General features: G+C 62.9%; 22 protein-coding genes and 1 tRNA gene. 18 read left to right on the top strand and 5 right to left on the bottom strand.

Features of this window, described 5'->3' with window-relative positions; genetic code table 11:
• The first annotated feature begins 1 nt into the window (after nucleotide 1).
• The gene (gene pgaC, locus V5F23_RS00670) at nucleotides 2-1,357 is read left to right on the top strand and encodes a poly-beta-1,6-N-acetyl-D-glucosamine synthase (RefSeq protein ID WP_047736263.1); all 1,356 of its coding nucleotides are present in this window, start codon (nucleotides 2-4) and stop codon (nucleotides 1,355-1,357) included.
• Entirely contained in the window at nucleotides 1,354-1,860 is a 507-nt protein-coding gene (gene pgaD / locus V5F23_RS00675; protein WP_042728966.1) for a poly-beta-1,6-N-acetyl-D-glucosamine biosynthesis protein PgaD, read from the top strand. The genes pgaC and pgaD overlap by 4 nt, the downstream gene beginning before the upstream one ends.
• Before the next feature lie 129 nt (nucleotides 1,861-1,989).
• Here the strand turns inward: pgaD and V5F23_RS00680 are convergent, their stop codons facing one another.
• Nucleotides 1,990-3,522 (bottom strand): FAD-dependent oxidoreductase, encoded by a 1,533-nt coding sequence (locus V5F23_RS00680; RefSeq protein WP_212803234.1) that lies wholly within the window; start codon nucleotides 3,520-3,522, stop codon nucleotides 1,990-1,992.
• Nucleotides 3,523-3,660: 138 nt separating this feature from the next.
• Between V5F23_RS00680 and V5F23_RS00685 the strand changes: the two genes are divergently transcribed.
• The 3 genes from V5F23_RS00685 (at nucleotide 3,661) to V5F23_RS00695 (ending at nucleotide 5,868) form a co-directional block, all read left to right on the top strand.
• Nucleotides 3,661-4,221, top strand: a complete 561-nt coding sequence (locus V5F23_RS00685; RefSeq protein ID WP_042728968.1) for a YbhB/YbcL family Raf kinase inhibitor-like protein — start codon at nucleotides 3,661-3,663, stop codon at nucleotides 4,219-4,221.
• A gap of 131 nt (nucleotides 4,222-4,352) precedes the next feature.
• Nucleotides 4,353-4,520, top strand: coding sequence for a hypothetical protein (locus V5F23_RS00690; RefSeq protein ID WP_199925084.1), 168 nt, complete (start codon nucleotides 4,353-4,355; stop codon nucleotides 4,518-4,520).
• Nucleotides 4,521-4,554: 34 nt separating this feature from the next.
• Nucleotides 4,555-5,868: an MFS transporter gene (locus V5F23_RS00695; protein WP_042728969.1), complete on the top strand. Its 1,314-nt coding sequence runs from the start codon at nucleotides 4,555-4,557 to the stop codon at nucleotides 5,866-5,868.
• 35 nt (nucleotides 5,869-5,903) lie between these two features.
• Here V5F23_RS00695 and V5F23_RS00700 read toward each other — a convergent pair whose 3' ends face one another.
• On the bottom strand, nucleotides 5,904-6,782 hold the full coding sequence (locus V5F23_RS00700) for a LysR family transcriptional regulator (RefSeq protein ID WP_338497262.1): 879 nt from the start codon (nucleotides 6,780-6,782) through the stop codon (nucleotides 5,904-5,906).
• Nucleotides 6,783-6,889: 107 nt separating this feature from the next.
• Here V5F23_RS00700 and V5F23_RS00705 point away from each other — a divergent pair, with 107 nt between their 5' ends.
• The 5 genes from V5F23_RS00705 (at nucleotide 6,890) to V5F23_RS00725 (ending at nucleotide 11,748) form a co-directional block, all read left to right on the top strand.
• The gene (locus tag V5F23_RS00705) at nucleotides 6,890-7,891 is read left to right on the top strand and encodes a zinc-dependent alcohol dehydrogenase family protein (protein WP_338497265.1); all 1,002 of its coding nucleotides are present in this window, start codon (nucleotides 6,890-6,892) and stop codon (nucleotides 7,889-7,891) included.
• Between the two features lie 176 nt (nucleotides 7,892-8,067).
• The gene (locus V5F23_RS00710) at nucleotides 8,068-8,649 is read left to right on the top strand and encodes a hypothetical protein (protein ID WP_338497268.1); all 582 of its coding nucleotides are present in this window, start codon (nucleotides 8,068-8,070) and stop codon (nucleotides 8,647-8,649) included.
• 140 nt (nucleotides 8,650-8,789) lie between these two features.
• A complete protein-coding gene (locus tag V5F23_RS00715) occupies nucleotides 8,790-10,460 on the top strand; it encodes a VWA domain-containing protein (protein WP_338497269.1) in 1,671 nt (556 codons plus the stop codon).
• 104 nt (nucleotides 10,461-10,564) lie between these two features.
• Complete coding sequence (locus V5F23_RS00720) at nucleotides 10,565-11,137, top strand: RNA polymerase sigma factor (protein ID WP_123579724.1); 573 nt, start codon at nucleotides 10,565-10,567, stop codon at nucleotides 11,135-11,137.
• Nucleotides 11,134-11,748 carry a hypothetical protein gene (locus V5F23_RS00725; RefSeq protein ID WP_123579725.1) on the top strand — a complete coding sequence of 205 codons (615 nt, stop codon included), beginning with the start codon at nucleotides 11,134-11,136 and terminating at the stop codon, nucleotides 11,746-11,748. Before V5F23_RS00720 ends, V5F23_RS00725 begins: the two co-directional genes overlap by 4 nt.
• A 63-nt stretch (nucleotides 11,749-11,811) precedes the next feature.
• On the opposite strand, the gene V5F23_RS00730 is transcribed toward V5F23_RS00725, so the two are convergent.
• Nucleotides 11,812-11,888 (bottom strand) — tRNA-Arg (locus V5F23_RS00730).
• A gap of 349 nt (nucleotides 11,889-12,237) precedes the next feature.
• Here V5F23_RS00730 and gabD point away from each other — a divergent pair.
• The 3 genes from gabD (at nucleotide 12,238) to V5F23_RS00745 (ending at nucleotide 16,473) form a co-directional block, all read left to right on the top strand.
• Nucleotides 12,238-13,680 (top strand): NADP-dependent succinate-semialdehyde dehydrogenase, encoded by a 1,443-nt coding sequence (gene gabD / locus V5F23_RS00735; protein WP_042731650.1) that lies wholly within the window; start codon nucleotides 12,238-12,240, stop codon nucleotides 13,678-13,680.
• A 171-nt stretch (nucleotides 13,681-13,851) separates the two neighbouring features.
• Complete coding sequence (gene gabT / locus V5F23_RS00740) at nucleotides 13,852-15,129, top strand: 4-aminobutyrate--2-oxoglutarate transaminase (protein ID WP_042731651.1); 1,278 nt, start codon at nucleotides 13,852-13,854, stop codon at nucleotides 15,127-15,129.
• Nucleotides 15,130-15,258: 129 nt separating this feature from the next.
• Entirely contained in the window at nucleotides 15,259-16,473 is a 1,215-nt protein-coding gene (locus tag V5F23_RS00745; RefSeq protein ID WP_042731652.1) for an HDOD domain-containing protein, read from the top strand.
• A 23-nt stretch (nucleotides 16,474-16,496) separates the two neighbouring features.
• Here V5F23_RS00745 and V5F23_RS00750 read toward each other — a convergent pair whose 3' ends face one another.
• Together V5F23_RS00750 and desA are read right to left on the bottom strand one after the other, a co-directional pair.
• Nucleotides 16,497-17,486 (bottom strand): sensor domain-containing diguanylate cyclase, encoded by a 990-nt coding sequence (locus tag V5F23_RS00750; RefSeq protein WP_042731653.1) that lies wholly within the window; start codon nucleotides 17,484-17,486, stop codon nucleotides 16,497-16,499.
• Between the two features lie 319 nt (nucleotides 17,487-17,805).
• Nucleotides 17,806-18,990, bottom strand: coding sequence for a delta-9 fatty acid desaturase DesA (gene desA / locus V5F23_RS00755; protein ID WP_338497273.1), 1,185 nt, complete (start codon nucleotides 18,988-18,990; stop codon nucleotides 17,806-17,808).
• Nucleotides 18,991-19,136: 146 nt separating this feature from the next.
• Between desA and dibA the strand changes: the two genes are divergently transcribed.
• The 5 genes from dibA to cysW all read left to right on the top strand — a co-directional run bounded on the left by dibA (nucleotide 19,137) and on the right by cysW (nucleotide 24,435).
• Complete coding sequence (gene dibA / locus V5F23_RS00760; RefSeq protein WP_047736257.1) at nucleotides 19,137-21,044, top strand: phosphodiesterase DibA; 1,908 nt, start codon at nucleotides 19,137-19,139, stop codon at nucleotides 21,042-21,044.
• A gap of 239 nt (nucleotides 21,045-21,283) precedes the next feature.
• Nucleotides 21,284-21,466, top strand: coding sequence for a sulfur starvation response protein OscA (gene oscA, locus V5F23_RS00765; protein WP_042732574.1), 183 nt, complete (start codon nucleotides 21,284-21,286; stop codon nucleotides 21,464-21,466).
• 108 nt (nucleotides 21,467-21,574) lie between these two features.
• Nucleotides 21,575-22,588 carry a sulfate ABC transporter substrate-binding protein gene (locus V5F23_RS00770; protein WP_042732573.1) on the top strand — a complete coding sequence of 338 codons (1,014 nt, stop codon included), beginning with the start codon at nucleotides 21,575-21,577 and terminating at the stop codon, nucleotides 22,586-22,588.
• Nucleotides 22,589-22,734: 146 nt separating this feature from the next.
• Entirely contained in the window at nucleotides 22,735-23,553 is an 819-nt protein-coding gene (gene cysT / locus V5F23_RS00775; RefSeq protein ID WP_013692011.1) for a sulfate ABC transporter permease subunit CysT, read from the top strand.
• 12 nt (nucleotides 23,554-23,565) lie between these two features.
• A complete protein-coding gene (cysW, locus tag V5F23_RS00780) occupies nucleotides 23,566-24,435 on the top strand; it encodes a sulfate ABC transporter permease subunit CysW (protein WP_123579732.1) in 870 nt (289 codons plus the stop codon).
• Nucleotide 24,436: the final 1 nt, after the last annotated feature.

Here is a 24,436-nt window from a genome sequence, read left to right on the forward strand (position 1 = left end):
CATGCTCGACAGACTGCTCGCCCTGCTGGTGCTGGCGATCGTCCTTGGGGTGCCCCTGGGCCTGATCTTCCTGGTCACCGGGCAATTCCTGATGGACTTCGTGTTCTTCTATCCGTTGTTCATGTCCGGGCTGTGGATCGCCGGCGGCCTGTATTTCTGGCTGCACTGGGAGCGCCACTGGCCCTGGCAGGACGACACCTTGCCGCCGCCCCTGGCCGGCGAGCCGCTGATCAGCATCCTGATCCCGTGCTTCAACGAAGGTGACAACGTCGCCGACACGATTCACGCTGCGCTGGGCCAGCATTATCCGAACATCGAAGTCATCGCCATCAACGACGGCTCGAAGGACAACACCGCCCAGATGCTCGACCAACTGGCCGCCGAGGACCCGCGCCTGCGCGTGCTGCACCTGGCGGAAAACCAGGGCAAGGCCGTGGCACTGCGCATGGGGGCCATCGCGGCGCGCAGTGAGTACCTGGTGTGCATCGACGGTGACGCGTTGCTGGCGCCCAACACCTGCGCCTACCTCGTGGCACCGATGTTGGAGAACGCCCGCCTTGGCGCGGTGACCGGCAACCCGCGTATCCGCACCCGCTCGACCTTGATCGGCCGGGTCCAGGTTGGTGAGTTCTCCTCGATCATCGGCTTGATCAAGCGCACCCAGCGGGTTTTCGGGCGGATCTTCACCGTCTCCGGCGTGATCGTCGCCTTCCGTCGCACGGCCCTGCACCGGGTCGGCTACTGGAGCCCGGACATGATCACCGAAGACATCGACATCAGTTGGAAGCTGCAACTGGACCACTGGAGCATCTTCTACGAACCCCGTGCGCTGTGCTGGATCCTCATGCCCGAAACCCTGCGCGGCCTGTGGCGGCAGCGCCTGCGCTGGGCCCAGGGTGGTGCCGAAGTGCTGTTCAAGAACATCCGTGGCATCTGGCAGTACCGGCACCGTTACCTGTGGCCGTTGCTGTTCGAATACTGCCTGTCCACCGGTTGGGCCTTCACGTTCCTGTTGTCGGTGATCTTCTGGGGCGTTGGCAAGTTCGTGGCGTTGCCGGCGGCCATTGCCGTCGATCACCTCATGCCGCCAGCCTTCACCGGGCTGCTGCTGGCGGTGGTGTGCCTGATGCAATTCGGAGTGAGCATCCTGATCGATCGTCGTTACGAAAAAGGCCTTTGGCACATCATGTTCTGGGTGGTCTGGTACCCGTTGGTGTTCTGGCTGATCAGCCTGTTCACGACCTTGGTGAGCTTTCCGAAAGTGCTGTTCGGCCAGCATCAGAAGCGGGCGCGCTGGGTCAGCCCGGACCGCGGTATCAAGCCGTTCGATGATCAGGAAGAGGAAGTGATCCGATGAAAATTATCAGGACCCGACAGCGACCTTTTCTGGTGCTCATCGATGCGTTCATTACCGTGCTGGCGTGGGTCGGGCTGTTGTACCTGCTGGTCAACGGGCTCTGGCCGCTGTTCGACAGCCACGCCGGCCCGCGCCTGGGCGGCTCGCTGGTCGATACCCTCGCGACCTTGCAGGTGTATGGCTGGATCGCACTGGTCAACGCGGTGCTGCTGATCGCCTGGGCGCGGTATCAGCAGCGCAAGAGCCGCAGTTTTGCCCAGCGGCGGCTGCCGGCGCCGGTGGTGGACGACCAAGGCCTGAGCGACAGCTTCAAGTTGACTGACGAACGCCTGGAAACGCTGCGCCAGCCGGGCTCGAAGATCATCCACAACAATCAGGACGGCGATATCAGCCATGTCGTGCCGCATTTCCACCTGCTCGGCCCTGACCTGCAACCACCGCCCCTGGCCCCGCCGGAACGGCCGCGGGTCATTCACCTGCCGGCCGATCAGTCAGTGCACTGATACACGCTACAAAACGGTGGGCGCGAGCTTGCTCGCGATGGGGACGGCTCATCGATATTGACGTCCGCTGACCCACCGCTATCGCGAGCAAGCTCGCTCCCACAGGGATTGGGGTGGATGTGGGCAGGCCTACGACGAAAAATCCCGCACCAGTCGCCAGGCCTCGTCCACCGGCAACGGTTGTTTCATGCGTTGTGCCAATGCCGCCATGGCCCGGCCTTCGTCGCACGCCACGGCGGCGGCCACGAGGCCGTTCTTGCCCAACAGGGCGATGAAGGGGGGATGTTCCGGCGTGCCCTTGAATTCCACCTCGTCCCAGTGTTCGGCGTGGCCGAGGTAGTCATAGCGTTTGCCGAAGTGATAGGTCCAGAAGAACGGCACGTCCAGATAATGCTCGTCGCCACCGAGCATGTTCGCGGCAGCGATGCGCGCGTGCTGCTGGGCCAGCCGCCAGTGCTCGATGCGTTGGGGCTGACCGCTGAGAGGAAAGGTCGCGATATCACCGACGGCCCACAATCCGTCCGTCACCCGCATGCCCGCGTCAACGCTCAGTGACAGGTCCTGTTGCCGTGGCAGGTCGGCAAACGGTTCGGTAGCGGGGCGTACGCCGACACCGATGATCACCAGGTCGGCGGCCAGGCGCTGGCCGTTATCCAGCACCACGGCTTCGACCTTGTGCGCGCCCTCGATTCCGGCCGCTTCGCCGTCGGTACGATACACCACGCCATTGGCCTGGTGCAGGGCGAGGATCGCCTTGCCGACGCTTTCGCCCAACTGTGCGGCAAAGGGCACCGGATGCCGGGCCAGGACGGTGACCTCCAATTCGCGTTTGCGCAGGGCGGAGGCGACCTCCATGGCAATGAAACTGTCGCCGATGATCACCGCCCGCTGCCCGGGTCGGACTGTGTCGAGAATCTGCCGGGCGTGGGCGATCGAGCGCAGCACGAACACCTGCGGCAGATCGATGCCGGGCAGCGCGGGCGTCTTCGGCTCCCCGCCCGTGGCAATGAGCGCGGCATCGTAGTCCAGGCGCCGGCCGTCTGCGAGCTGGATCTGTCGGGCATGGGGGTCAAGATGGGTGACCTCGCCATGGAGCCGTTCGATGCGTTGCTGCGTGAAGTAAGTTTCATCGCGCAGCGGCACTGTCTCGTTGACGGCCATGTCGCCGGCCAACACGTACTTGCTCAGTACCGTGCGGTCGTAGCTGGCTTCGGCCTCTCGGTCGATCAACAGGATTCGGCCGCCAAATCCCTTCTCCCGCAACGCCGCCGCGCCTGCCGTGCCGGCTGCACCGGCGCCGATGATGACGAAGGTGCGAGGGTCGTCGGCGGGCGGAGTTTTATCGGCCGGCAGCGGTTGGTCGTCGACCCAGACATCGGCGCCGCGCACCTCGACGTGATAACGGGCCAGGCTGTCGAGGGCCGGCGGTTCGCACAGGGCGCCGTCTTCGAGGCGAAACGCCGCCTTGTGCCAAGGGCAGATCAGCCTTCCATGGCACACCGCACCTTTGGCCAGCGGTGCGCCGGCGTGCGGGCATTTGCCCTGGAAAGCCCGCACCTGATCGCCTGAGCGCAGCAGCAGGATGGATGTTTCTCCGAGTTTGACTTCGAGGCCGCGGTCTTCGCGCACATCGGCGAAGCGGGCGACTTGATGCATAGGCATGGTCGTTCTCCGGCAGGCATTTGCCGTTGGAGTCTCAGGATCTGAACGAGGTTCAGCGTAATTGTCACTGCAACCGGATGGGCGCTGCGGCTATAGTTCGCAGGCCGTCCATGGCCTGATCCGCATAAGGTGCCCGGTATGACCCGATTGAACTCCCTGACTCCCTGGCTGGCGGCCGTCGCCCTGGTGCTGTGCGCACAAGGCGTTGCCCAGGCCGAAGAGCGCTTCACGCTCAACATCCCCGGTGTGTCGGACGACCGCCTCTTCACCGCCGCCGCGGCCAGTGACGCCAACAACTGTGGCGGAAAGAACATTTCCCCGGCCCTGAGCTGGAACGCCGGCCCGCCCGGTACCCTCAGCTATGCCATCGTCATGTTGGACCCGGACGGTCAACGTGGCCAGGGCGTCGACCATTGGGTCCATTACGGCATCAAGGCCTCCACGCGGCAGATTCCGGCCGGCGCCGGCACCAAGGCCACGCTGGAAGGCATGAGCGGCATCAACAGCAAGAACACCCGTGGCTACATCGGTCCGTGCCCACCCATTGGTGACAGCGCGCATCATTACCTGATCCAGCTCTTCGCCCTGGACTTGCCGCCGGATGCCTTGCCCGCGGGCCTGACGCGCGCCCAGTTGATGGAAAAAATCAACGGCCATGTCCTGCGCAACAGCAGCGTCGTGCGGCGCTACCACCGCTGATCAGCCCGCACGAACCCTGTGGCGAGGGAGTTTACCGTGGGGCCAGAGCGGCCCCCCGAACCTCAACATTGGCATCACGGGCCAAAAGCGAGCACTATCGAGGCCCTGTTCACTCATGCCGGAGGATGGCGATGACGCAGAAACCCGACGGCATCGCCCGCCTCAAGAACTGCCCTACCAAGGGCGATGAAATACGCCGGGCCATCGCCCAGAGCCGCAAGGACTTCCTGCCCGCCGATGAGGCCGACGAAGTCGAAGAGGCCGCGCCGGCCCAACCCGTGGACCCTCGCGACAGCTGAGCCGTCGCCCTTTCCCAACTGTTCAAATCTGCCCATGACTGCCAACACTCATTTACCAGGCGAGCGATTCAGCCGATCCGACTACAAGACCCTAGGCCTCGCGGCCCTGGGCGGGGCGCTGGAAATCTACGACTTCATCATTTTCGTGTTCTTCGCCCTGACCCTCAGCCAGTTGTTCTTTCCCCCGGAAATGCCCGATTGGCTGCGCTTGCTGCAAAGCTTCGGGATCTTTGCCACCGGCTACCTGGCCCGGCCCCTGGGCGGCATTCTCATGGCGCACTTCGCTGATCGGCTGGGGCGCAAGCGGGTGTTCAGCCTGAGCATCCTGATGATGGCCTTGCCCTGCCTGCTCATCGGGGTGATGCCGACCTACGCGCAAATCGGCTATTTCGCCCCGTTGCTATTGTTGGCGTTGCGTATCCTGCAGGGCGCCGCGGTGGGCGGCGAAGTTCCCAGCGCCTGGGTGTTCGTGGCCGAGCACGCGCCGCTGCATCATCGCGGTTACGCGCTGGGCTTCCTCCAGGCGGGGCTGACGTTCGGTTACTTGCTGGGCGCCCTGACGGCCACCGCGCTGGCGCGGATCTACACACCGCAGGAGATTCTCGATTACGCCTGGCGTCTGCCGTTCCTGCTGGGCGGCCTCTTTGGCGTGATCGGCGTCTGGCTGCGCCGCTGGCTGAGCGAAACGCCAATCTTCATGGCGTTGCAGGCCAATCGCGAAGGGTCGGCTGAACTGCCGTTGCGCACGGTCCTGCGTGAGCACCGCCAGGCCTTGCTGCCCGCTGTCATCCTGACCTGCGTGCTGACGTCCGCCGTGGTGGTATTCGTGGTCATCACCCCCACCGTGATGCAGAAAAGCTTCGGCCTGACCCCCGGCCACACCTTCGCCCTGAGCAGCCTGGGCATCGTCTTCCTGAACATCGGCTGCGTCCTGGCCGGGCTCATCGTCGACCGCATCGGTGCCTGGCGCACCGTCATGCTCTACAGCCTGTTGCTGCCCCTGGGCATCGCCGTGCTCTACGCCAGCCTGATCAGCGGCAGCGCCTGGCTGGGCCTGGCGTACGCCATCGCCGGCCTGGGCTGTGGCGTGGTCGGTGCGGTGCCTTCGGTGATGGTCAGCCTGTTCCCGGCGAACATCCGTGTGTCCGGTATTTCGTTCACCTACAACATCGCCTATGCGTTGTGGGCCAGCATGACGCCGTTGCTGCTGATTGCGCTGGTGCCGTGGAGCCCGTGGGTATGCGTGGGGTATAGCGTGGTGATGGGGGCGGTGGGCGTCGCGGCGGCGATGTATTTCTCGCGCCGTCCCATGACGTCGGCGCAGCCCTCATTGGCCTGTGATGCCTAGTTTGCCCAGGTGCCTGCAGGTTGGGTGGCCGTCCTTCAAAGGCGTTCACGCAAGAAGTCCACGAAAGCCCGGGTGCGTGCCGAGCGGCGTCGATCCTGGCTGAAGACGGCATGGATGGGCAATGCCATTGGCAGATAATGGGTAAGCACGTTGGTCACGGTTCCCTGGCGAACGTCGGCGGCGAACAACCAGTGTGGCGAAAGCGAAAGCCCTAGCCCGGCAAGCACCATTTCCCGGATCGCTTCGCTGCTGTTGCTGGTGACGTTGCCCTTGATCGTCACGTGATGGGGCTCGCCAAGGTGGTCGAACTGCCAGACGTCATAATGCTCCAGCAGGGTAAACCCCAGACAGTTATGGCGGCTCAGGTCGGACGGTTCGAGTGGCGTGCCGTGCCGTTGCAAATAGGTGGGGGAGGCATACACCTGGCGCGCGCTCTCGCCGAGCTTCACGGCGACCAGCCCTTCGTGTTTGACCTGGCCGATACGAATGGCCACGTCGATATTTTCCTTCAGCACGTCCTCCTGTTGATCGCTCAGCCTCAGGTCGACCCGAACCTGTGGATGACGTGCCAGGAAGTCACCGATCAAAGGTGCAATGCATAACCGTCCGAAACTCACCGGCGCCGCCACGCGCAGCGGGCCGGCGACCTGCTCCTGTCCGCTGGCGAAACTGAGCCGGGCAGTGTCCAGGCTGGCGAGGATTTCCTTGCTTTGGGCATAGAAGCGCTGGCCTTGGTCGGTCAGCGCCAGATGGCGGGTGCTGCGAGCAAACAGCGCCCCACCCAGGTGTTTCTCCAATCCGCGGATCTGCTTGCTCACCGCCGGTTGACCCAGGTTCAGCTCCCTGGCGACGGCCGAGAACGAGCCGCGTTCCACCACCCGTATGAACACCCGCATTGCCTCGAACAGATCCATGGGATTTGGCCTTTATGAGGAATAAATCCTATCCATTATTGCTTACTTATCGGAATGCTTCGGCGCTCGCACTATAAACCTACCCACTCATTGGAGGTTTACCCGTCATGAACAACACCATGTCTGCTGCCATTGCCGAAGTTGCCCAGGCGCCGCTGGTCGTGCGCTCCATTCCCCGGCCTGTTCCGGGTAATGGACAGGTCCTGATCAAGGTTCAAGCTGTAGGAATAAATCCGCTGGACACCAAGATCGCGACAGGCGGTGGTGCCCATGCTCGTCAGCCGCTGCCCGCTGTGTTGGGAATTGACCTGGCCGGGACGGTGCTGGAGCTGGGCGAGGGCGTGGATGACTTTCTTCCCGGCCAGGAGGTCTTCGGCATGGCGGGCGGTATCGGTGGTGCCCAGGGTGCCCTGGCCGAATACATTGTCGTCGATGCTCGCCTGATCGCCCCCAAACCCGCTTCACTGAGCATGCGGGAAGCAGCGGCACTGCCGCTGGTCTTCATCACGGCTTGGGAAGGGCTGGTGGATCGTGCCAACGTCCGGGCCGGCCAGCAAGTACTGATTCATGGTGGCGCGGGAGGTGTCGGTCAAATGGCTGTGCAGATTGCCAGGGCGCGAGGTGCGCAGGTGTATGCCACCGGTTCGATCGGCAGCCTGGATTTCATTCGCGAGCTGGGTGCGACGGCCATTGACTACCGATCCGAGGACACCGACAGCTACGTACGCCTGCACACCAATGGCGAAGGCTTCGACATCGTGTATGACACGGTCGGCGGCTCGACCCTGGACGCGTCGTTCAACGCGGTGAAGACCTACACCGGCCATGTCCTCAGTTGCCTGGGCTGGGGACAACATAGCCTGGCGCCATTGTCGTTTCGTGGCGCGAGCTATTCCGGCGTCTTCACCTTGATGCCCTTGCTGACCGGCAAAGGCCGCGAGCACCATGGCCAGATTTTGCGGGAGGCGGCAAAGCTGGTTGAGGCCGGGAAGCTGCGGATCAAGGTCGATCCACGGCGGTTTGGCCTGGGCCAAGTCAATGACGCGTTTGCGCAAGTGGCCGAAGGGCGCGGGCAAGGGAAAACGGTGGTGGAAATCGACGCCGAATGATTGGCTCTCCCGTTGCGGGTCATGTGCCAGGAAAAGCTCCGGTCCCTGACGACCGGGGCCCTGGCCTCTGGGGAGGAGCGTCTTGGCAACACAGTCCGGTAAACAGCTTGAGAAGCCCTCCAGACTCCGTAGAATCCGCCGCGTTTACAATCCACTCTTCAAGGACGAGTCCTGATATGCGTTTTCTCGCCACATTCCTGGCCCTCTGCTTCCTGGCGGGCTGTGCCTCCACGCCTGATTACTACATTTCTCCCGCGCCGGTCGCGATCCCCAAGACAGCCACCTACTGGATCGACACCTTCAACGTTGAAGTCGTCGGCAGGAATGAACGCTTCCTGCCTGACGAAACCGTTCGCGAGCAATTGAACAGCGATCTGGTCCTGCGCCTGCTCGATGCCAATCGCTATGCCTCCAGCCGGGAAACAGCGGACTATCTGCTGGACGTGAACACCGTTTACGCGCGCCGCATCCAGGACACCCAGGGCGGCTTCATGAACAAGATCGTTGCCGACGGTACGTACCTTGCCAGCGTTGATTTCAGCTATCAGGTCAAGGTGAAGAAGGACGGCGCCGAGGTGTTGCACTTTGCCCAGGCCCGTGAGGGACTGATGCCGGCCGGGGCGATGGGGCAAATGCAAAACATGAAGAGCATGCTGGGCGCGCTGACCAACAAGGGGAACTCCGATGTAGAGGGGTACTATACCGGCGTGTTGAGCCGCTTTATCGTCGATGATCTGCAAGCCATTCCGTCTCGCTAGCCGCGTCTTGCGCCTGGACATCCTGGGTGACCAGGCGCTGCTGTTTCACCCCACAAAAAAATTTTGCCGTCCTTAACCCGAACCGAAAATCCTCCTCGTCTGAGCTTGTGAACGGATTATCCACTCACGAGGTTCTGCCCATGTCCCGTCCATTCCCCTTCCTGCGTCCTGCTGCCCAGGGCTTCGCCGTGACCTTATTGGTTTCGCTGGCCGGTTGTGGGTTGTCGTCACGGGAGAGCGCCGGCCCCATCTCCGCGGCCGACAAGCCCGAGCTGCAACGCGAGGCCGCCGCCGTGCAGCCCTCCGTGGCCAAGTACAGGATCGCGCCAGCCCCGATGCCTTCGCCGATGGTGGCGAGTGATGCCATGTCCCCGGACTACCGCAGCGAGCCGCGCGAACAGTATGAAAAACTGCCGGACAACCCGGTCCACAGCGTCGCCGAAACGCCGGTCTCGACCTTCAGCGTGGATGTCGACACTGGCAGCTACGCCAATGTGCGCCGTTTCCTCAACCAGGGCAGCCTGCCGCCGGAAGGGGCGGTGCGGCTGGAGGAAATGGTCAACTACTTTCCCTACACCTACGCGCTGCCCACCGATGGTTCGCCTTTTGGCGTGACCACCGAAGTGGCTCCGTCGCCGTGGAACCCGCACACCCGGCTGCTGCGCATTGGCATCAAGGCATCCGACCGCGCCGTGGCTGACCTGGCGCCGGCCAACCTGGTGTTCCTGGTGGACGTTTCCGGCTCCATGGACCGCCGCGAAGGCTTGCCGCTGGTCAAGAGCACGCTGAAGCTGTTGGTGGATCAACTGCGCGACCAGGACCGGGTCTCTCTGGTGGTGTATGCCGGCGAATCCCGAGTGGTGCTCAAGCCCACGTCGGGTCGTGAAAAGGCCACCCTCCGCAACGCCATCGACCAATTGAACGCCGGCGGTTCAACCGCAGGGGGCTCGGGCATCGAGCTGGCCTACCAGATGGCGCGGGAGAGCTTCATCGACAACGGCATCAATCGCATCCTGCTGGCCACTGACGGTGACTTCAACGTTGGCATCAGCGACTTCGACAGCCTCAAGCAGATGGCCGTGGACCAGCGCAAGAGCGGTATTTCCCTCACCACGCTGGGTTTCGGCGTGGACAACTACAACGAGCACCTGATGGAGCAACTGGCGGATGCGGGGGATGGTAACTACGCCTACATCGATAACCTGCTCGAAGCGCGCAAGGTGTTGGTGGACCAGCTCAGCTCGACCCTGGCCGTGGTGGCCCGGGATGTGAAGTTGCAGGTGGAGTTCAACCCCGCCCAAGTCAGCGAGTACCGCTTGCTGGGCTATGAGAACCGGGCGCTCAAGCGTGAGGATTTCAACAACGACAAGGTCGATGCCGGTGAGATCGGTGCCGGGCATACGGTCACGGCGCTCTACGAAATCGTGCCCAAGGGCGAGAAGGGCTGGTTGGAACCGCTGCGCTATGCCAACCCGCAGGCAAAGAAGGAAGGCACGGCCGGGGAAATGGCGATGTTGCGTGTGCGCTACAAGCCCGCTGAGGGCGGCAGCAGCCGGCTGATCGAGCACCCGATCGCCAGCGCGCAGGCCGAAGACAAGGCCAGCGATGACCTGCGGTTCGCGGCGGCCGTGGCGGCGTTTGCGCAGCAGCTCAAGGGAGATGGGCGCTACACTGGGCCGATGAGTTTGAAGGACACCGCGCAGCTGGCCCGTGCTGCCCGCGGTGACGACCCGTTCGGGTTGCGCGCCGAGTTCGTGCAACTGGTCGAGCTCGCCCAGAGCCTCAAGCCCGAGGTCAAGCGCGGCTCCTGAAGAGTCATGGTATCAACCTGTAGAAGCCGGGCTTGTCCGGCTTCTACAAAGGATCGGTGTTGTTTGCAGGATCGCATTTCAATTGGAAGGAGTCCGCCGCCCAAATGCCCACCCCGATCGACTCAGTCAGCGACGAATCGTTGCTGACCCGCTACCGCAACGGTGATGGCGCCAGTTTTGAGATCCTGTATGCGCGGCATCGGCAGGGGCTGTACCGTTTCCTCGTATCCTTGAGCAACAAGGCCGAACTGGCCGAGGAAGTGTTCCAGGACACCTGGCTCAGCCTGATTCGCAGCGCGACCCAGCCACAGGGCCGGGCGAGTTTTCGTACCTGGTTGTTCCAGATTGCCCGTAATCGCCTGATCGATCACTGGCGCAAGCATGGCGTTCATAATCCACTGCATGACAGCTACGACGAACAGCTACACGTCCAGCCCGACGACACCGCCAGCCCCGAGCGACAGTTGAGCCTGAGTCGCGACCAGGCGCGCCTGGAGGCCGCTTTGCAAGCCTTGCCCGAGGACCAGCGCGAGGTCTTCCTGCTGCGCCTGCATGGCGACCTTGAGTTGCCGCAGATCGCCGCCCTGACCGGCGTCCCGTTGGAAACGGTAAAGAGCCGTTTGCGTTACGCCCAGCAGAAGTTGCAGCGACTGCTGGCCGAGGAGGTACCCGCATGATCGATTCCCGACAGACCCCGGATCCCGCCGACGAAGCGCTGATCGAGCATTTCCGCCAACACACCCGCGGCGAGCCGCCCGCGTCCCTGGACGCCTTCATCCTGGCCACCGCCCAGCGCGAAGCCCCCGCGCCCCGGCCTGGTTTGTGGAAGCGCTGGTGGCTGGCCTGCCAACGACCGCGCTGGCAGATGGCGTTCGCCACGGTGGCAGGTGTCGCGCTGATGATCGGCCTGGTGCTGCGCTCGCCGGTACCCCAGCAAGAACTGGCCGCGCCGGCCTCGCTGGACGAGTCCGCAAGCCAGGCACCCGTCGTGGCCGCAGCGCCCGCGAAGCCGGCCCCCGCGCCGATGGCCCGCATCGCCCCCCAGGCAGAAATGGCCCTGGCACCAGCGCCGGCGAGCCCTGTGCAATCGCTGGCGGACGAGCCCAAGGCCCGGATGAGCAAGTCCGCGGCCGTTGCCCTACCGTCCCTGGAGCAAGGCCTGCAGGAAATACTGCGCCTGCGTCAGGCAGGGGACACCAAGGTGGCGGATGAGAAGCTGCTGGCACTGCACAAGCGCTTCCCCAAGGAAGACTTGCCGGCCCGGCTGGAGGCGTTGCAAAAGCGTTGAGTGACCCAAACGCCCACAAAAAAAGCCCCACGTCTTGCGACGTGGGGCTTTTGATCATCTGTATGGTGCACCAGGCGGGATTCGAACCCACGACCCCTGCCTTCGGAGGGCAGTACTCTATCCAGCTGAGCTACTGGTGCAGCGCGGGCGCCATGATACTCATATGCTGGGCGGGCGTCCATGCTGCTGATTTGCCGTTGTTTTCCCAAGGCTGCTCGGGCGTCGGCTACGCTGATCAGAAAAAACGGGCAAATGGCGGTTTTTCGTTCTTTTTTTCGAACAGCCTATTGTCCTCTCCCCCTATCGGCCCTAGGATTCGTTTGAGATTTCAAACGCTCTTGTCTGGGTGCTGAACCGCACGTCTATGCTTATGTGCGTTATTTCTGTGCTTCAGCCCGGTGGATGATTTCCCTGACGGCAGCCCATAAGGCGCCTTTCTACAACTCTAATTCGCTCCGCGTGCGCGCGGTGCTGTTAAGGAAAGCCGACATGCAGCTTAAAGACACCCAGTTGTTCCGCCAGCAAGCCTTTATCGATGGCGCTTGGGTCGATGCGGACAATGGTCAGACGATCAAGGTCACCAACCCGGCAACGGGCGAAGTGCTGGGCACGGTGCCGAAAATGGGCGCTGCCGAAACCCGCCGCGCGATCGAAGCCGCCGACAAGGCGCTGCCGGCCTGGCGTGCGCTGACCGCCAAGGAGCGCGCCAACAAGCTGCGCCGCTGGTACGAATTGCTGATCGAAAACCAGGACGACCTGGGTCGCCTGATGACCCTGGAGCAGGGCAAGCCCCTGGCCGAAGCCAAGGGTGAGATCGTCTATGCCGCGTCCTTCATCGAGTGGTTCGCCGAAGAGGCCAAGCGCATCTACGGTGACGTGATTCCTGGCCACCAGCCCGACAAGCGCCTGATCGTGATCAAGCAGCCGATCGGCGTGACCGCGGCCATTACCCCGTGGAACTTCCCGGCGGCGATGATCACCCGCAAGGCCGGCCCAGCCCTGGCCGCCGGCTGCACCATGGTCATCAAACCGGCTTCGCAAACTCCGTTCTCGGCCCTGGCCCTGGTGGAGCTGGCGCACCGTGCCGGCATTCCGCAAGGCGTGCTGAGCGTGGTCACCGGCAGTGCCGGCGACATCGGCGGCGAGCTGACCAGCAACCCGATCGTGCGCAAACTGTCCTTCACCGGTTCGACCGAGATCGGTCGCCAACTGATGGCCGAATGCGCCCAGGACATCAAGAAAGTGTCCCTGGAGCTGGGCGGCAACGCACCGTTCATCGTGTTCGACGACGCGGACCTGGATAAGGCCGTCGAGGGCGCGATCATTTCCAAGTACCGCAACAACGGCCAGACCTGCGTCTGCGCCAACCGCCTGTACATCCAGGATTCGGTGTACGACGCGTTCGCCGAGAAACTCAAGGCCGCGGTGGCCAAGCTCAAGATCGGCAACGGTCTGGAAGACGGCACCACCACCGGTCCGTTGATCGACGAGAAAGCCGTCGCCAAGGTCCAGGAGCACATCGCCGATGCTGTCGGCAAAGGCGCGACCGTACTGGCCGGTGGCAAGGCGATGGAAGGCAACTTCTTCGAGCCGACCATCCTGACCAACGTCCCGAAAACCGCTGCCGTGGCCAAGGAAGAGACCTTCGGCCCGCTGGCGCCGCTGTTCCGCTTCAAAGACGAAGCCGAAGTGATCGCGATGTCCAACGACACCGAGTTCGGCCTGGCCTCTTACTTCTATGCCCGTGACCTGGGCCGTGTGTTCCGCGTGGCCGAGGCTCTGGAATACGGCATGGTCGGCGTCAACACCGGGTTGATTTCCAACGAAGTCGCGCCGTTCGGCGGCATCAAGGCTTCGGGCCTGGGCCGTGAAGGCTCCAAGTACGGCATCGAGGATTACCTGGAAATCAAATACCTCTGCCTGGGTATCTGATCCTGCTGCAAGCGCAAAGGGCACGAGAGCGCTGTCCTTTGCGTGTTCCACCTGTTCTGTTTCTTGTGGCCGGAACGCTGCGGCAGTCGATCATCGCATGCTGTCGCAGTTGCCTCCCCGCCATGTATTCCTTGGACTACGCCGACCGATGAGCGGCGAATGAGGACTGTAATGAGCAAGACTAACGCTGACCTGATGGCCCGTCGTACCGCTGCCGTTCCACGTGGCGTCGGCCAGATCCACCCGATCTTCGCTGAATCGGCGAAGAACGCCACGGTAACCGACGTTGAAGGCCGTGAATTCATCGACTTCGCCGGCGGTATCGCCGTGCTCAACACCGGTCACGTGCACCCGAAAATCATCGCCGCCGTGACCGACCAGCTGAACAAGCTGACCCACACCTGCTTCCAGGTCCTGGCCTACGAGCCGTACGTGGAACTGTGCGAAAAAATCAACGCCAAGGTGCCCGGCGATTTCGCCAAGAAAACCCTGTTGGTGACCACCGGTTCCGAAGCGGTGGAGAACGCCGTGAAGATCGCCCGCGCCGCCACCGGTCGTGCCGGCGTGATTGCCTTCACCGGCGCTTACCACGGCCGCACCATGATGACCCTGGGCCTGACCGGCAAGGTTGTACCGTATTCGGCCGGCATGGGCCTGATGCCTGGCGGCATTTTCCGCGCGTTGTACCCGAACGAACTGCACGGCGTGAGCATCGACGACTCCATCGCCAGCATCGAGCGCATCTTCAAGAACGACGCCGAGCCGCGTGACATCGCTGCGATCATCATCGAGCCGGTGCAGGGCGAGGGTGGTTTCTATGTCGCGCCGAAGGAATTCATGAAGCGCCTGCGCGCCCTGTGCGACCAGCACGGCATCCTGCTGATCGCTGACGAAGTGCAGACCGGCGCCGGCCGTACCGGCACCTTCTTCGCCATGGAGCAGATGGGCGTTGCGGCTGACCTGACCACGTTCGCCAAGTCCATTGCCGGCGGCTTCCCACTGGCCGGCGTTTGCGGCAAGGCCGAGTACATGGACGCCATCGCCCCGGGCGGCCTGGGCGGTACCTATGCCGGTAGCCCGATCGCCTGTGCGGCGGCGCTGGCGGTGATGCAAGTGTTCGAAGAAGAACACCTGCTGGACCGCTGCAAGGCCGTGGGCGAGCGCCTGGTGACTAGCCTCAAGGCAATGCAGAAGAAATACCCGGTCATCGGTGAAGTGCGTGCACTGGGGGCGATGATCGCTGTGGAGCTGTTCGAGGACGGCGATTCCCACAAGCCGAACGCCGCCGCTGTGGCCCAGGTCGTGGCCAAGGCCCGGGACAAGGGCTTGATCCTGTTGTCCTGCGGCACCTACGGCAACGTCCTGCGGGTGCTGGTGCCGCTGACCTCGCCGGATGAGCAACTGGACAAAGGCCTGGCAATCATCGAAGAGTGCTTGCGCGAACTCTGATTGTGGCTTGATTCACAAAAAACCCGCTTCGGCGGGTTTTTTCATGCCCGCTAAACGGTGTGGCCGCTTTTGAGCTGTCTGGAACGGCCGTCATTGGCTAAGGTGAAAGTATGGCAAGGGAGATGCGCAATGACTGCTGTGGTGTTACCCGCTGTACCGCGAGTGTTGATTGCCGAGGCTGATCCAGCCTCCCGGGAGTTGTTGGAGGAGGTGTTGTCACACGTGCGCTGTGACGCCCAGGTGGACAGCTGTAGCGATGGCCGTGAGGCGTTGGAGCTGCTGGGGCGCAATCCTTACGACTTGGTGGTAGCCGACTGGGAGTTGCCGGGCGTCGATGGCCTGAGCCTCTTGCGCGGCCTTCGTCAGCAACCCCGTACGCCCGTGCTGCCGTTCATCCTGATGAGTCGGCGCAATGACAGCGCCAGTGTGCGTGAGGTCTTGCCGCTGGCACCGACGGCCTACCTGAGCAAACCCCTGAACCGGGAAAACCTGATCCAGCGTTTGCAGGGATTGCTGCTGGGCGGCCCTGAAGCGGCGGACGCCGCGCCCACCCTGGAACCGGGCCTGACCCTGGCTGCCTTTCTCGAGCGTCGCCGGGACCAGTCCCAAGGCGCGCCATTGATGACCGACGTGCAAGTGGCGGTCAAGCGCAGCCTCAACCCCAAGGGGTTGGACCTGAAACTGCTGGAAGAAGAGATCCGCACGGATCCGCAGATCACCGCCGCGCTGATCGCGGCGGCCAACAGCGCGGCCCAGCATCAGAGTGGCGGCCCGGTGCAGACCGTGGCCCAGGCGCTGCACCAGCTGGGCAGCGGCCCGAGCATGAACCTGATCCTCGGCTTGACCCTCAAGCGTTGCGCCCGGCTCAGCGTTCCCGGCCTGGCGCATTACGCCGAGCGCTACTGGCAATTGTCGCTGTACACGGCCGAATACGCCCGGACGATCGCGCGATTGCTGGATTTGGAGCAGGAGCGCTGCTATTGCGCCGGGCTCTTGCATCGCTTGGGTGACCTGGCGGTGCTGCGTTGCCTGGAGGAATGGAAGCAGGCTGGCGGCGAGTTGGACGAGCCGGAGGAAGTGGGGGATTGCCTGGAACGGTTCGGTGCCGGCTTTGGCTCGGCGCTGCGGACCCGTTGGCGCCTGCCGCTGGAATTGCGCGAGTTGATCGCAGCGGTCTACGGATTGGGAGGCGGGGTGTATTCGCGCGAGGCGCTGGTGATGAACATGGCCGCGCAAATGGCCCGCCTGCCCGCGCACGAAGGGCTTGAGGAACTGGCACGGGGGCGCACGGCGCGTTTGCTGAAGGTCGGTTTGCCGGAGCTGACGCGCTTGCGCAAAAAGTAGCCCGCCGGCTCGCTCCCACAGGGTCAGGCGGCGATGATGCGGTTCTTGCCCTGGTGCTTGGCTTCGTACATGGCGGCGTCGGCGCGGGCGAACAGGCTGTCGAGGCTCTGGTCTTCGGCCGTGATGCTGGTCAGGCCCTGGCTGACGGTGATGCCGAAGCTCTGCTCGCCGCTGCGGAACGTCAGGCGCTGGATTTCCCGTTGCAACCGCTCGGCCACCTGCAACGCCATGTCCGGGGCGCAGCCGGGAAACACAGCGGCGAACTCTTCTCCGCCGATCCGGCCGAACAGATCGCCACGGCGCAGCACGGAACGACCGCTCTCGGCGATTCGCTGCAGCACCGTGTCGCCTTCCTGGTGGCCGTAGGTATCGTTGATCACCTTGAAGTCATCGATATCCAGTAGCAGGAACGCCATGGGGATTCCCTGGAGCCGGGCCTGCTCGAACTCGCGGTGGGCACATTCGAAGAAGTGCCGGCGATTGCTGCTCTGGGTCAGCACATCGGTGGTCGCCAGGCGCTGCAGCTCACTTTCCAGCAACTTCTTTTCAGTGATGTCTTCGGCGATGCCGACCACGATCACCGGTTGCCCCGGTTCGGCCTGGCGACTGATGAAGCATTTGTCGCTCAACCAGCGAATTTGGCCATCGCCGGCGATGATCCGGTATTCGCGGTCCTCGACGGCGCCCTTGACCAGCACTTCGGCCAGGCTTCGCTCGGCGTATTCCAGGTCGTCGGGATAGATCGCGTCGCGCCATTCGTTGAAATCGGCCAGGACCAGGCCGGCTGGGCGGCCGAAGATCCGTTCGTAGGCGGGGCTGACGTACAGCACTTGCCGGGTTTCCCAATTGAACGCCCAAAGCACGGCATTGACGCTGACCAACAGCGAACTGAACAACTGCTCACGTTCGCTCAAGCGCGCCACTTCACCCTGGGCGTGCATCAGCGCCATGAGCGTCTGGGCCGCCTCGGGCCAGTGAGGTAGGGATGAATCCTGTAGGTTCTTGTCGACCATCGGCACAAATCTCAAAGAGCGTGCACTGCTGAAGGTTCGCACGCGCTTTCTCCAAAGCCCGCCTGGATGGCGAAGTGCTCTTTGAGATAGGGGATTGTGGTCGAAGTTCCTTTTCAGGCGACGAAGGGCGGGGTGTCGGGGCCAAATCTGTGGCGAGGGGATTTATCCCCGCTGGGCTGCGGAGCAGCCCCGAATCTCGACTGCGGTGCATCTGGCTCACCGAGTTGATTTCGTGGGGTCGCTTCGCAACCCAGCGGGGATAAATCCCCTCGCCACAACAAGCTCCTTGCTACTTCAGCAAGCGCTTACGGTTTGAATGTCAGGCCGTGGCAGGCCGCAGCGAATAGGTCTTGAGTTGGTCGGCAAAGTCGCGCAGGGACTGGATGCCGCTGGCCTCGGCTTCGTGGACCCAATCCTTGATGGCGGCGAGAATGTCGTGCCCGTTGCTGCTGGTCTTGATCCAGATCTGTTGCAGGGCCAAGCGTTTCTCGTAGATCACCTTCAACGCCTGGCTGTGTTCGAGCATGTTCTGGATGCGCAGGTGATGGCGGTCGTCCAGCAGGCTGGTTTCCCGCGACAGCAGGCGCTTGGCCCGGTGGAACTGGTGGCGCACGGAATGATCGACCTTTTCCAGCTCCTGCTTGACCAGCGGCGCGATGACCAGGCGACGGTACTGCGCCATGATCTGGAAGCGGTTATTGAGGATCGCCATGGCCGTGTCCATGTCCAGGTGCCCCTTGCCCTCGACCCGGTGGGCGATCGGCGCGACACGCTGGACCTTGGCCAGGCGCAGGAAACTGAAGACCTGGATCCAGGCCCAGCCCAGGTCGAACTCCCATTTGCGAACCGACAGCTTGGCCGAGTTGGGGTAGGTGTGGTGGTTGTTGTGCAGCTCTTCGCCGCCGATCAGGATGCCCCAGGGCACCAGGTTGGTCGCCGCGTCGCGGCATTCGAAGTTGCGGTAGCCCACGGCGTGGCCCAGGCCGTTGACCACGCCGGCGGCCCAGACCGGAATCCACATCATCTGGATGGCCCAGATGGTGATGCCGATAGTGCCGAACAGCAGCAGGTCGATGACGCCCATGATCGCCACACCCAGCAGCGGGAAGCGGCTGTAGAGATTGCGCTCGATCCAGTCGTCCGGGCAGTTCTTGCCGTAGATGCGCAGGGTTTCCGGGTTCTCGGCTTCGGCGCGGTACAGCTCGGCGCCCTTGCGCAGCACGGTGGACAAGCCCTTGATGACCGGACTGTGGGGGTCATCGACGGTTTCGCACTTGGCGTGGTGCTTGCGGTGGATGGCGGTCCACTCGCGGGTGTTCTGGGCCGTGGTCAGCCACAGCCAGAAACGGAAGAAATGCTTGAGGCCGGCGTTCAGCTCCAGGGAGCGATGCGCCGAATAACGGTGCAGGTAGACCGTGACGGCAATGATCGTGACATGGGTCATCAGCAGGGTGACTGCCACCAGCGACCAGGCTGACAAGCCAAGAAAACCTTCGTACCACATAGGCTGTAGGGCCCTCGATAAAGATAGAAGCAGCCGTTGCATTATCACCGGCCCCACGGATAAAACCAGTCGGCCTTTCAGATAAGAGTGGCAGGATGTTTCTTCCTCTATAATTCCCGCCTCTCTGTAGGGACATGGACGACCGAATGACTGCCCATCAACGCGGTGCCTTGCGTACGGCGCTGCTTTATCTCCTGTTTTCAGTCATCTGGTTGCAGCTCGTTGGTTATTTATTGAGCAGTTTCTTCGATAAATTCGTCGACAAGCAGCACTGGCTCCTGATCAACGGTTACGCCTGGGTACTGGTCAGCGCCGGGCTGATCTTCCTGGCGCGGGTGCGCATTGCGCGCTGTTTTGCAAAGACCGGGCAAAGCGCCGACCGCGAGCGCCTGCGCCAGGCCGCGGCGGTCTTCGACTGCACTCGCGAAGGGGTGCTGGTGACGGACCGTAACGGCCTGATCGTGCACGTGAACCGCGCCTTCATGGCGATCACCGGTTACGAGGAGGACGAGGTCCTGGGCCAGCGTCCCAATCTGTTCAAGTCCGGCCGCCATGGTGCGGATTTCTACCGCGCCATGTTCACCGCCCTGGCAGAGGTGGGCGAATGGAGTGGCGAGATCTGGAATCGGCGCAAAAGCGGCGAGATCTACCCGCAATGGCAGACGATCCGCGTGATTCGCGACGATGACGCCAAGGTCAGCCATTACGTCGCGGTGTTTTCGGACATCAGTGCGATCAAGGATTCCGAACACGAACTGGCGCACCTGGCCCATCACGACCCGCTGACCGGCTTGCCCAACCGCCTGCTGTTTTCCGATCGCACGGAACAGGCCCTGGCCTCGGCGCAACTTCACAAGCGCGGCTGCGCCCTGTTGCTGGTGGACCTGGATCATTTCAAGAACATCAACGACAGCCTGGGCCACAACGTCGGCGATGAGTTGCTCAAGCGCGTGGCCGAACGGTTTCGCGGGCTGTTCGCGCCGGGCGTGACCCTGGCTCGGTTGGGCGGTGACGAGTTCGCGGTCCTGGTGGAAAACTGCTCGCAACCCGGCCAGGCGGCGGTATTGGCGCGCCGGATCCTCGACGCCTTGAAAGAGCCGCTGCGGTTCGACGACCACGCCTTGTTCATCAATGCGAGCGTGGGCATCAGCCTGTTTCCCGGCGACGCCCGCAGCGCCGGGCAATTGCTGCGCAACGCCGATTCGGCGCTGTTCAAGGCCAAGAGCGCCGGGCGTGATGGCTACGCCCTGTACACCGAAGAGCTCACGGCCCACGCCCAGCAGCGGGTCGAAATCGCTTTCGAACTGCGCCGCGCCCTTGAGCAGCAAGAGTTGCGCGTCTATTACCAGCCGGTACACGACCTGGCGAGCAGCCGTCTGGTCGGGGTCGAGGCACTGGTGCGTTGGCAGCACCCCTCCCGTGGGCTGGTCTCGCCTGCCGAGTTCATTCCCATCGCCGAGCGTACTGGGTTGATCGCCCGGATCGATGCCTGGGTCATGGACCAGGCCTGTCGGCAGATGTGCCGCTGGCAACAGGCCGGCGTGGCGCTGGAGTTTGTCGCGGTCAACGTTTCGAGCCGGCTGTTCGCTCATCGCGAGCTGTACGACGAAGTCGCCCGGGTGTTGCATGACACGGGGCTGGACCCAGCTTGCCTGGAGCTTGAGGTGACCGAAAGTGCGGTGATGGAAGACCCGGAGGTGGCACTGGAGCAGATGTACCGCCTGCGGGAATTGGGTGTGCGGCTGGCCATTGATGATTTCGGCACCGGCTATTCGTCGCTGCTGCGCCTCAAGCGCCTGCCGGTGCAGAAGCTCAAGATCGACCAGGGTTTTGTCGCCGGGCTGCCATGGGACGAGGACGACGTGGCGATCGTCCGCGTAATTGTGGCCCTGGCCCGCAGCATGGGCATGCAGGTGCACGCCGAGGGCATCGAGCAGCGCGAGCAGGCGGCTTTCCTGCTCGAACAGGCCTGCGAGCTGGGGCAGGGCTACTGGTTTGGACGGCCGGTGCCGGCGCCGCAACTGGACTGGGCGCATGCCCCTGCAATCACCTGATGGTAAACCGTCGTGGAAATGAGCCTGCTCGCGATGGGGCTACCCTGATGAAAAGCCGGCTGCGCGGCGGTTTTCGCGAGCAGGCTCGCCTCGACGGAGACCAGCACCGATCGAATGTTATTTTGGTTATATAAAAATTCTTAAATAGTCTTTTTAAGAATATCTGGCTTTATCTAGTATTGCTCCCACGCCGCAAGCAGTGCCGCCCACTGCCAGGCATTCATTCAAGGAGCAGCAGCATGAGCGCATCCCTACGTAGCGTTGACGGCCAGGACGAAGCAACCATCTTGCGTGAAATCCAGAGCGCCTTGCGCGATCTGCGTTTCGGCGCGGTGGAAATCACCGTGCACAACGCCCAGGTGGTCCAGATCGAGCGAAAGGAAAAATTCCGCTTGCAGCAGCCGAGCCATAAACCGGGCTGAAGAACCGTTGGGGCTGTGGGAGCAAGCCTTGCTCCCACAGGGCGGGGATTTTTCAGGGCCGTTTGATTCTTGAAGCCATAAGAAACCAGAATTCCAGGAGCTTTCACCATGTCGTCGATTCGCCGTTATGCCTTGGCCGCCCTGGCCAGTGCTGTTTTTGCAGGTTCCGCGGTTGCCAAGGATTACGAACTGCTCAACGTGTCCTACGACCCGACCCGCGAGCTGTATCAGGACTACAACGCCGAATTCACGAATTTCTGGAAGCAGTCGCACCCAGGCGACAGTGTGAAGATCCAGCAGTCCCATGGCGGCTCGGGCAAGCAGGGCCGGGCGGTGATCGACGGCCTGCGTGCCGACGTGGTGACCCTGGCGTTGGCCGGTGACATCGATGAAATCGCCAAACTGGGTAAAACCTTGCCGGTGGATTGGCAGAAGCGCCTGCCGGACGCCAGCACCCCCTACACCTCGACCATCGTGTTCCTGGTGCGCAAGGGCAACCCCAAGGGCATCAAGGATTGGGGCGATTTGATCAAGGACGACGTGTCGGTCATCACGCCGAACCCGAAGACGTCCGGCGGTGCTCGCTGGAACTTCCTGGCCGCCTGGGCCTATGGCCTGAAAGCCAACGGCGGTGACGAAGCCAAGGCCAAGGCGTATGTGCAAACGCTGTTCAAGCACGTGCCGATCCTCGACACCGGTGCCCGTGGCTCGACCATTACGTTCGTCAACAACGGTCAGGGCGACGTGTTGCTGGCCTGGGAAAACGAGGCGTTCCTGGCGCTGAAGGAAGACGGTGGCGCCGACAAGTTCGACATCGTCGTGCCGTCGCTGTCGATCCTGGCCGAACCGCCGGTGGCGGTGGTGGACAAGAATGCCGAGAAGAAGGGCAACGCCGAGATCGCCGAAGCCTACCTCAAGCACCTGTACAGCCCGGCTGGACAGGAAATTGCCGCGAAGAACTTCTACCGTCCGCGTGACAAGGACGTGGCCGCCAAGTACGCCCAGCAGTTCCCGAAACTGGAGCTGGTGACCATCGACAAGGACTTCGGCGGCTGGAAAAGCGCCCAGCCGAAATTCTTCAACGATGGCGGCGTGTTCGACCAGATCTATCAGGCGCAGTAAGCTGGAGCGGGCCTGAACGGGGCTGATGTCAGTCGCGGATAAATCCCTTCGCCACAGGTTTTGTGGTGGGCTTTTAATGACTGGTATTGGCCTAACGGCCCCGATCCATCGTCGGGGCTTTTGCGCGTTTTCAACCAAGGACTTCTATGTCGCGTCGCATCTCACCCGTCATACCCGGCTTCGGGCTGACGCTGGGCTACACCCTGGTGTACCTCAGTCTGATTGTGCTTATACCCCTGGCGGCCATGTTCGTGCATGCCGCCCAGCTCACCTGGGAACAGTTCTGGGCGATCATTTCGGCGCCGCGAGTGCTGGCGGCCCTGAAGCTCAGCTTTGGCACCGCGCTGTACGCCGCGATCATCAACGGGGTGATCGGGACGTTGCTGGCCTGGGTGCTGGTGCGGTACACCTTCCCCGGTCGCAAGATCATCGACGCGATGATCGACCTGCCCTTCGCCCTGCCCACCGCCGTGGCCGGTATCGCCTTGACGGCGTTATACGCGCCGACCGGCCTGGTCGGCCAGTTCGCCACCGACCTGGGTTTCAAGATCGCCTACACCCCTTTGGGCATCACCCTGGCGCTGACCTTCGTGACGTTGCCGTTCGTGGTGCGCACGGTGCAGCCGGTGCTCGCCGATATTCCCCGTGAAGTCGAAGAAGCCGCCGCGTGCCTGGGGGCCAAGCCGTGGCAGGTGTTTCGCCACATCCTCGTCCCGGCGTTGCTGCCGGCTTGGTTGACCGGCTTCGCGCTGGCGTTTGCCCGTGGCGTCGGCGAGTACGGCTCGGTGATTTTCATCGCCGGCAACATGCCCATGAAAACCGAGATCCTGCCGCTGTTGATCATGGTCAAGCTCGACCAGTACGACTACACCGGCGCCACGTCCATCGGCGTGCTGATGCTGGTGGTGTCCTTCGTCCTGTTGCTGCTGATCAATTTGCTGCAGCGGCGCATTGAAACCCCATAAGGAGGCGCGAACATGTCCCAATCGTCCATTGCCGCCGCTTCCACCAATGCGGCCCGTCGCGGCAGCGCGAGCTCGCGGCGAATCCTGATTGGCCTTGGCTGGCTGATTTTTGCACTGTTCCTGCTGCTGCCCCTGTTCATCGTGGTGTCCCAGGGCCTGAAGCTCGGCCTAGGGGCCTTTTTCAGCGCGATCTTCGAGCCCGACGCGCTGTCGGCGCTCAAGCTCACGGTGATCGCCGTGCTGATCTCGGTGCCGCTGAACCTGGTGTTCGGCGTCAGCGCCGCGTGGTGCGTGAGCAAGTATTCGTTCCGTGGCAAAAGCATGCTGGTGACGCTGATCGACCTGCCGTTCTCGGTGTCGCCGGTGATCGCCGGCCTGGTCTATGTGTTGATGTTCGGCGCCCAGGGCCTGTTCGGACCGTGGCTGTCGGATCACGACATCCAGATCGTGTTCGCGCTGCCGGGCATTGTCCTGGCGACCATCTTCGTCACCGTGCCGTTCGTGGCCCGGGAACTGATCCCGTTGATGCAGGAACAGGGCACCCAGGAAGAGGAAGCCGCGCGCCTGCTGGGCGCCAATGGCTGGCAGATGTTCTGGCATGTCACCGTGCCGAACATCAAGTGGGGGCTGATCTATGGCGTGGTGCTGTGTACCGCCCGGGCCATGGGCGAGTTCGGCGCGGTGTCGGTGGTGTCCGGGCACATTCGCGGGGTGACCAACACCCTGCCGTTGCACGTCGAGATCCTCTACAACGAATACAACCACGTGGCCGCGTTCGCCGTGGCGAGCCTGTTGCTGATCCTGGCGCTCTTCATCCTGCTGCTCAAGCAGTGGAGCGAAAACCGAATCAACCGCCTGCGCGCCAGCGCCGCGGAGGAATAAG

It is taken from the genome of Pseudomonas sp. WP18 (assembly GCF_036689585.1).
In the GTDB taxonomy this organism is placed as follows: Bacteria; Pseudomonadota; Gammaproteobacteria; order Pseudomonadales; family Pseudomonadaceae; genus Aquipseudomonas; species Aquipseudomonas chlororaphis_E.

Coding starts and splice junctions, on each gene's coding strand:
- V5F23_RS00720 (WP_123579724.1), top strand. CDS start 10,565: ATGCCCACCCCGATCGACTCAGTCAGCGACGAATCGTTGCTGACCCGC.
- cysW (WP_123579732.1), top strand. CDS start 23,566: ATGTCCCAATCGTCCATTGCCGCCGCTTCCACCAATGCGGCCCGTCGC.
- gabT (WP_042731651.1), top strand. CDS start 13,852: ATGAGCAAGACTAACGCTGACCTGATGGCCCGTCGTACCGCTGCCGTT.
- V5F23_RS00685 (WP_042728968.1), top strand. CDS start 3,661: ATGACCCGATTGAACTCCCTGACTCCCTGGCTGGCGGCCGTCGCCCTG.
- pgaD (WP_042728966.1), top strand. CDS start 1,354: ATGAAAATTATCAGGACCCGACAGCGACCTTTTCTGGTGCTCATCGAT.
- V5F23_RS00750 (WP_042731653.1), bottom strand. CDS start 17,486: ATGGTCGACAAGAACCTACAGGATTCATCCCTACCTCACTGGCCCGAG.
- V5F23_RS00715 (WP_338497269.1), top strand. CDS start 8,790: ATGTCCCGTCCATTCCCCTTCCTGCGTCCTGCTGCCCAGGGCTTCGCC.
- oscA (WP_042732574.1), top strand. CDS start 21,284: ATGAGCGCATCCCTACGTAGCGTTGACGGCCAGGACGAAGCAACCATC.
- dibA (WP_047736257.1), top strand. CDS start 19,137: ATGACTGCCCATCAACGCGGTGCCTTGCGTACGGCGCTGCTTTATCTC.
- V5F23_RS00770 (WP_042732573.1), top strand. CDS start 21,575: ATGTCGTCGATTCGCCGTTATGCCTTGGCCGCCCTGGCCAGTGCTGTT.
- V5F23_RS00705 (WP_338497265.1), top strand. CDS start 6,890: ATGAACAACACCATGTCTGCTGCCATTGCCGAAGTTGCCCAGGCGCCG.
- pgaC (WP_047736263.1), top strand. CDS start 2: ATGCTCGACAGACTGCTCGCCCTGCTGGTGCTGGCGATCGTCCTTGGG.
- V5F23_RS00695 (WP_042728969.1), top strand. CDS start 4,555: ATGACTGCCAACACTCATTTACCAGGCGAGCGATTCAGCCGATCCGAC.
- desA (WP_338497273.1), bottom strand. CDS start 18,990: ATGTGGTACGAAGGTTTTCTTGGCTTGTCAGCCTGGTCGCTGGTGGCA.
- V5F23_RS00710 (WP_338497268.1), top strand. CDS start 8,068: ATGCGTTTTCTCGCCACATTCCTGGCCCTCTGCTTCCTGGCGGGCTGT.
- cysT (WP_013692011.1), top strand. CDS start 22,735: ATGTCGCGTCGCATCTCACCCGTCATACCCGGCTTCGGGCTGACGCTG.
- V5F23_RS00745 (WP_042731652.1), top strand. CDS start 15,259: ATGACTGCTGTGGTGTTACCCGCTGTACCGCGAGTGTTGATTGCCGAG.
- V5F23_RS00725 (WP_123579725.1), top strand. CDS start 11,134: ATGATCGATTCCCGACAGACCCCGGATCCCGCCGACGAAGCGCTGATC.
- V5F23_RS00680 (WP_212803234.1), bottom strand. CDS start 3,522: ATGCCTATGCATCAAGTCGCCCGCTTCGCCGATGTGCGCGAAGACCGC.
- V5F23_RS00690 (WP_199925084.1), top strand. CDS start 4,353: ATGACGCAGAAACCCGACGGCATCGCCCGCCTCAAGAACTGCCCTACC.
- gabD (WP_042731650.1), top strand. CDS start 12,238: ATGCAGCTTAAAGACACCCAGTTGTTCCGCCAGCAAGCCTTTATCGAT.
- V5F23_RS00700 (WP_338497262.1), bottom strand. CDS start 6,782: ATGGATCTGTTCGAGGCAATGCGGGTGTTCATACGGGTGGTGGAACGC.